General features: G+C 66.7%; 7 protein-coding genes. All 7 read left to right on the top strand.

Annotation, left to right across the window (positions count from 1 at the left end; all coding sequences use genetic code 11):
- The first annotated feature begins 63 nt into the window (after positions 1-63).
- Positions 64-993, top strand: coding sequence for a cytochrome-c peroxidase (locus tag EB084_17595; protein NDD30073.1), 930 nt, complete (start codon positions 64-66; stop codon positions 991-993).
- A 188-nt stretch (positions 994-1,181) separates the two neighbouring features.
- Positions 1,182-1,400, top strand: a complete 219-nt coding sequence (locus EB084_17590) for a 50S ribosomal protein L31 (GenBank protein ID NDD30072.1) — start codon at positions 1,182-1,184, stop codon at positions 1,398-1,400.
- 109 nt (positions 1,401-1,509) lie between these two features.
- A complete protein-coding gene (gene prfA / locus EB084_17585) occupies positions 1,510-2,589 on the top strand; it encodes a peptide chain release factor 1 (GenBank protein ID NDD30071.1) in 1,080 nt (359 codons plus the stop codon).
- Positions 2,589-3,509, top strand: a complete 921-nt coding sequence (gene prmC, locus EB084_17580; GenBank protein NDD30070.1) for a peptide chain release factor N(5)-glutamine methyltransferase — start codon at positions 2,589-2,591, stop codon at positions 3,507-3,509. Before prfA ends, prmC begins: the two co-directional genes overlap by 1 nt.
- A gap of 17 nt (positions 3,510-3,526) precedes the next feature.
- A complete protein-coding gene (locus tag EB084_17575; protein NDD30069.1) occupies positions 3,527-3,934 on the top strand; it encodes an acetyl-CoA carboxylase biotin carboxyl carrier protein in 408 nt (135 codons plus the stop codon).
- A complete protein-coding gene (gene accC / locus EB084_17570) occupies positions 3,934-5,295 on the top strand; it encodes an acetyl-CoA carboxylase biotin carboxylase subunit (protein NDD30068.1) in 1,362 nt (453 codons plus the stop codon). Before EB084_17575 ends, accC begins: the two co-directional genes overlap by 1 nt.
- Before the next feature lie 141 nt (positions 5,296-5,436).
- A partial coding sequence (nusB, locus tag EB084_17565; GenBank protein NDD30067.1) for a transcription antitermination factor NusB occupies positions 5,437-6,184 on the top strand: 748 nt, incomplete at its 3' end.

The following is a 6,184-nucleotide window of genomic DNA, read 5'->3' as shown; positions in this document are numbered from 1 at the left end:
GCCCCATCGTCTGCGCCTTCCGCGGCGGCAGGGCCGAGCCAGCCCGCCAAGGACGCGGCCTTCGTGCAGGTGCCGCGGGGCCTCAACCCTGATCTGAACGTCCCCGCCGACAACCCGCTCACCCCGGAAAAGGTCGCCCTGGGCCGCGCCCTCTACTTCGACAAGCGACTCTCGGGTGACAACACCATCTCGTGCGCCACCTGCCACGATCCGAAGAAGGGGTGGACCGACCAGGCCGCGGTCTCCACGGGAATCCGTGGCCAGAAGACCGGGCGCAACGCCCCCACCGTCATCAACAGCACGTACATGAAGCTGCAGTTCTGGGATGGCCGCGCCAAGGATCTCGAAGAGCAGTCGCTCGGCCCCATCGCCGCTCCGGGCGAGATGGGCAACACCCACGAGAAGATGGTGGCGACCCTCGCCAGCCTCGACGGCTACAAGCCGCTCTTCGAGAAGGCCTTCCACGCCCCCCCGAGCAAGGAGCGGGTGGCGCAGGCCATCGCGTCGTTCGAGCGCACCGTGCTGAGCGGCAACTCGGCCTACGACCGGTACGTCGCGGGCGACAAGTCGGCCATGACACCAGAAGCCCAGCGCGGCAAGGACGTCTTCTTCGGAAAGGGGCGCTGCGTCACGTGCCACGTGCCGCCCACCTTCAGCGACAGCCTCTTCCACAATCTCGGGGTCGGCATGAAGGCCGAGAAGCCCGACGTCGGGCGTTACGCAGTGACCAAAAAGGAATCCGACACGGGCGCCTTCAAGACGCCAGGGCTGCGTGACATCACGAAGACCTTCCCCTACATGCACGACGGCTCGCAGAAGACCCTCGAGGAGGTCATCGACTTCTACAACAAGGGTGGCGAAGCCAATCCCCACCTCGATCCCCTCGTCACGAAGCTCGACCTCACGACACAGGACAAGTCTGACCTCGTGGCCTTCATGAAGGCCCTCGATGGAGACCCCACCCCTGTGGTGGAGGCTCCTCCTGCTCCGTGACGGCCTCGCGCCGCACCCCTTGACGAGACATGCTATAATCTGGCGTCAAGGCCCACCCCGAGTCGGGCCTGGAACATTCCGATCGCGCCCCGACGTCTTCCTTCGTGCGCCTGTCGCGGAGAGCGGCCTGAAGCCGTGACCGACCGACCGCGCCGACGACGCGGCCGTTCCCGAAGAGGTATGCTACCGTGAAAGACAAGATCCATCCCCGCTGGTTCAAGACCGAGGCGCGCTGCGGCTGCGGCAACGCCTTCGTGACCTACTCGACGCGACCCACCCTGACCGTCGAGATCTGCTCGAACTGCCACCCCTTCTACACGGGCAAGCAGCGGTTCTCGTCGAGCCGCGAGGGCCAGGTCGAGAAGTTCAACCAGCGCCTCCAGAAGAAGGCCGCCGGCAAGGCCTGACGCAACCGACCGTCGGTCGCTGCGGGCGCGGGCGCTCTCCGGCTGTGTGCCGTGAGCGCGCCGCGCTCTTTGTTGCGCCCTGCTGACCCATCGAACGGGAGATCCATCCTTGCTGGACAAACTGGCTGCCGTGGAATCGAGATACGAGCAGCTCAATGAGAAGATGTGCGACCCGGTCGTCATCTCGAACACCTCCGAGTACCGCAAGGTCTCGCGCGAGCGCGCCGAGATCGAGGAGATCGTCACGCGCTTCCGCGAGTACAAGGCGCTCCTCGACGACGCCGAGGGGTGGCGCTCGCTCGCCGAAGCCGACAAGGACATGCGCGCCGAGGCCGAGACCGAGCTGCGCGCCCTGGAGGCACGCAAGCCTGACCTCGAGGCGCGTCTGCAGCAGCTCCTGCTGCCCCGGGATCCCAACGACGACAAGAACGTCATCGTCGAGGTTCGCGCCGGCACAGGTGGCGAGGAGGCAGCCTTGTTCGCTGCCGAGCTCTTCCGCATGTACGCGCGCTACGCGGAGCAACGCGGCTGGAAGGTGGAGCTCATGGACGCGAACCCCACCGAGCTCGGAGGCTACAAGGAAGCCGTGTTCGCCGTCAACGGCCAGGGCGCGTACTCGCGGCTCAAGCATGAGAGCGGCGTGCACCGTGTTCAGCGCGTTCCGGCCACCGAGTCGAGCGGGCGCATCCACACGTCCACCGTCACGGTCGCCGTGCTTCCCGAGGTCGACGACGTGACCGAGGTGCCGGTCAACGAGGTCGACCTGAAGATCGACGTCTACCGCGCCAGCGGTGCGGGCGGTCAGCACGTGAACAAGACCGAGTCGGCCGTGCGCATCACCCACCTTCCCACAGGCATTGTCGTAGCCTGTCAGGACGAGCGCTCCCAGCATCAGAACCGAGACAAGGCGATGCGCGTGCTCCGCGCCAAGCTGCTCGAGGCCGAGCGCATCCGTCAGGAGAGCGAGATCGCCAGCAACCGCAAGAGCCAGGTGGGCACCGGTGAGCGCAGCGAGAAGATCCGCACCTACAACTTCAAGGAGAACCGCATCACCGACCATCGCATCAACCTCACGATGCACAACCTGCCGGCCGCACTCGAGGGCGACCTCGACGACGTCATCGAGGCACTGGTGGCGAACGAGCAGAAGGAGCGGCTGGCTGAGGCCAGCGCCGAGGCCGTCTACTGATGACGGTGACCCCGCTTCCCCCGAGAAGAGACGCCGCGAGCGGTGGCGACTCCATGGCGACCATCGGAGGGCTCCTCGACACCGCCACGCACACGCTCGCCGCAAGCGGGTCGCGCACCCCTCGCCTCGACGCCGAGGTTCTGCTGGGTGAGGCGCTGGCCACCACGCGCACGCACCTGCTCACCTGGCCGGAGCGAGCGGTGCCTGCGGACGCGGAAGCGCGCTTCGCCGGCTTCATCGCGCGGCGCAGCCTGCACGAGCCCGTGGCCTACATCATCGGACGGCGCGGCTTCATCGACTTCGAGCTCGACGTGACCCGAGACGTTCTCATCCCTCGACCCGAGACCGAGCTGCTCGTCGAAGAGGCCCTGCGCTGGCTCTCGCATCGCCCTCACGCCCGAATCGCAGACATCGGCACGGGAAGCGGCGCCATCGCCATCGCCCTGGCGCGTCGAATGCCACACGCGCACGTGGTCGGCACCGACATCTCCGCCGCTGCGCTGCAGCTGGCCCGTCGCAACGCCGAGCACAACGGCGTCACGCGCATCGAGTGGCGTGCGGGTGACCTGTGCGACGCCCTCGACGAAACGCCCTTCGACCTCATCGTCTCGAATCCGCCCTATGTGTCGGCGCAGGAGTATGCAGCCCTCGAGCCCAATGTGCGCGAGTACGAGCCGAAGCTCGCCCTACGCGCCGAGGAAGATGGCCTGCGCGCCATCCGGCAGCTCTGCGAGCAAGCCCCTGCCCACCTGGTGGCGGGCGGTGCGCTGGGCTTCGAGATGGGGGCCACGCAAGGCGAGGCGGCGCGCCGCCTCATGCAGATCAACCAGTTCCAGCAGGTGCGGGTCATCCCCGACCTGGCCGGACATGAACGTGTGACTTGGGGAATGAGATGGACGAACAGCTCGTCAAAGAACTGAGAGATCAGGTGCGACCCATGGTGGAGCAGATGATCGCGCTGGCCGCAGAGCGCGGCCTGGCAACCCTCGAGCTTCATCAGAACGGAATCGAGATCCGGGTCGATGGCGCGGCCCTGGGAAGCGCGCCCGTCCTGCCGGTCGAGGCGTCAGACGTTGCGCCAGCGCTCGATGAGCACCACGCGATGGTCCCCGTCCTGTCGACCCTCGTGGGCACCTTCCGTACCCGCCCACAGGCGGAGAAGCCTCCTGCAGCGCCCGTGGGCACCGACGTCGACGAGGGGCAGCTGCTGGGCTTCGTCGAGTCCATGGGCCTTACCTATGAGGTTCACGCGCCCGTGCGTGGGCGAATGACCGAGATTCTCGTGGAAGAAGGGCACCCCGTGGAATACGGGCAGCCCCTCGTCGTGCTGGAGGCCGCAGACTGATGTTCCGAAAGATACTGATTGCGAACCGCGGCGAGATCGCCGTTCGCGTCGTGCGCGCGTGCAAGGAGATGGGCATCGCCACGGTTGCCGTGTTCAGCGAGCCGGATCGTCACTCGCTCCACGTCACGCTGGCCGACGAAGCCTTCTGCGTGGGACCGGCCGCGGCGACGCAGTCGTACCTCAACATCCCCAACATCATCAGCGCGGCGCTGGTGAGCGGCGCTGAGGCGATTCATCCAGGATACGGCTTCCTGGCCGAGAACTCGAAGTTTGCCGAGATCTGCCAGAGCCACGGCATCAAGTTCATCGGCCCGTCTCCGCAAGCGATGGACTCCATGGGCGACAAGTCAAAGGCGCGAGAGCTCATGCGCACCGCCGGGGTCCCCATCCTTCCTGGCACAAGCGACCTCGAGAGCGAGGAAGACGCGGTGCGCTTCGCCCGCGAATCGGGCTATCCGCTGCTGATCAAGGCCACCGCCGGCGGCGGCGGCAAGGGCATGCGGGTGGTGCACGACGCGGGCCAGCTGGTTCGTGGCCTGCAGACCGCCCGTGCGGAAGCCCATGCGGCCTTCGGCGATGACCGCGTGTACCTCGAGAAGTTCCTGCCCGAGGCCCGCCACATCGAGATACAGGTGCTGGGAGACGAGCACGGCAACCTCATCCACCTGGGAGAGCGGGATTGCTCGGTGCAGCGTCGAAACCAGAAGCTGCTCGAGGAAGCCCCGTCGGAAATCGTGAGCCCTGACCTGCGCGCAAGGATGGGCGAAGCGGCGCTGCGAGGCGCTCGCGCGGCACGCTACGCGAGTGCCGGCACCATCGAGTTCCTTCTCGACCAGCGAGATGGCTCGTTCTTCTTCCTCGAGATGAACACGCGCATCCAGGTCGAGCATCCGGTGACCGAGCTCGTCACCGGCATCGATCTCGTGCAGGAGCAGATCCGCGTGGCGGCAGGGCAGCCGTTGCGTTGGAAGCAGGAGGACATCCGCCTGAACGGGCACGCCGTCGAGTGCCGCATCAACGCCGAAGACCCCTCTCGGGGATTCGTGCCGAGCACGGGTCGCATCACCGCGCTGCACCTCCCCGGCGGTCTGGGCGTACGCCTCGATACGCACATCCAGGGGGGCTATCAGGTGCTCCCCTTCTACGATTCGTTGCTCGGAAAGCTCATCGTGCACGCAAGCACGCGCGAAGAGGCCCTGGCGCGCATGAACCGCGCGCTCGAGGAGCTGCGCGTCGAAGGTGTCTCGACCACGGCCGACTTCCTGCGCACCATCGTCAACAACGCCTTCTACCGCAAGAACAAGATACACACCACGTTCGTCGAGAACCTGATGGCGCAGCCCGTCGCGGTGGCGCCCTGAGGCCCGTCCCCTACCCCAGCGGTGGCGATGGTCCGGTGACACAGACTCCGGGACACGAGGTCTGGCATCCGACACCCTCACACCAGCGAGAGAGCCCGCGCGGCCGCTGCAGCCGCTCTGGCCACGACAGGTGAAACATCCATGACTACACGGCGTGAAGCCCGTAATCTCACGCTGCAGGCCCTGTTCCAGATCGATGTGGGCAAGCATCCGCCGGAGACGGCCATCGAGAATGTCTTTGCCGACACATCTGACGCCGACGCGCGAGCCTTCGTCACCGACGTGGTGCGCGGCGCCTGCGCGAACCTCGACATCATCGATCGCGTCATCGCATCGCGTGCCGCGAACTGGAAGGTCGACCGGCTCAACCGTGTCGACCGCACCGTCCTGCGCATCGCCATCTATGAGATGCTCTACCGTGACGACATCCCCGCCCCGGTGTCGATCAACGAAGCCGTCGATCTCGCACGCGAGTACGGCGGAGAGGAATCGGGGCGATTCGTCAACGGTGTGCTGGGCAGTCTGGTCCCGCAAGCCGGGGGCACCATCGATCGGGAGAAGGTCATGAAGGAAGCCGAAAACATCGAGATCACAACCGTCACCGCGCCGCCGGAGGCCGAGACCCAGGGAGCGGAGCGCCGGCTGGGCGATGCGCTCGCGCAGGCGGAAGCCGAGGGCGAGGCGCCCCCGAAGGCGACGAAGCGCGCGTCGACCCGGAAGAAGAAGGCGACCGATGCGGAGCCCGAAGCCGCCGCGTCCGCCAGCGAAGAGAACGCGCCGGAACAGGAAGCGGAAGCCCCGGCTGTGAAGCGCCCGCGACGCGTTCTCAAGCGTGACCTCGAGAAGCTTGCCGAAGCGACTCGCGAGGCCGAAGCGGCTCGCGAGGCCG

Source organism: Pseudomonadota bacterium, from assembly GCA_010028905.1.
Lineage (GTDB): Bacteria > Vulcanimicrobiota > Xenobia > RGZZ01 > RGZZ01 > RGZZ01.
This window is presented reverse-complemented; position numbering and strand designations above follow the sequence as displayed.

What these genes read in the sequence shown, in the direction of transcription:
- accC (NDD30068.1), top strand. Translation starts at nt 3,934, where the DNA reads ATGTTCCGAAAGATACTGATTGCGAACCGCGGCGAGATCGCCGTTCGC.
- EB084_17575 (NDD30069.1), top strand. Translation starts at nt 3,527, where the DNA reads ATGGTGGAGCAGATGATCGCGCTGGCCGCAGAGCGCGGCCTGGCAACC.
- prmC (NDD30070.1), top strand. Translation starts at nt 2,589, where the DNA reads ATGACGGTGACCCCGCTTCCCCCGAGAAGAGACGCCGCGAGCGGTGGC.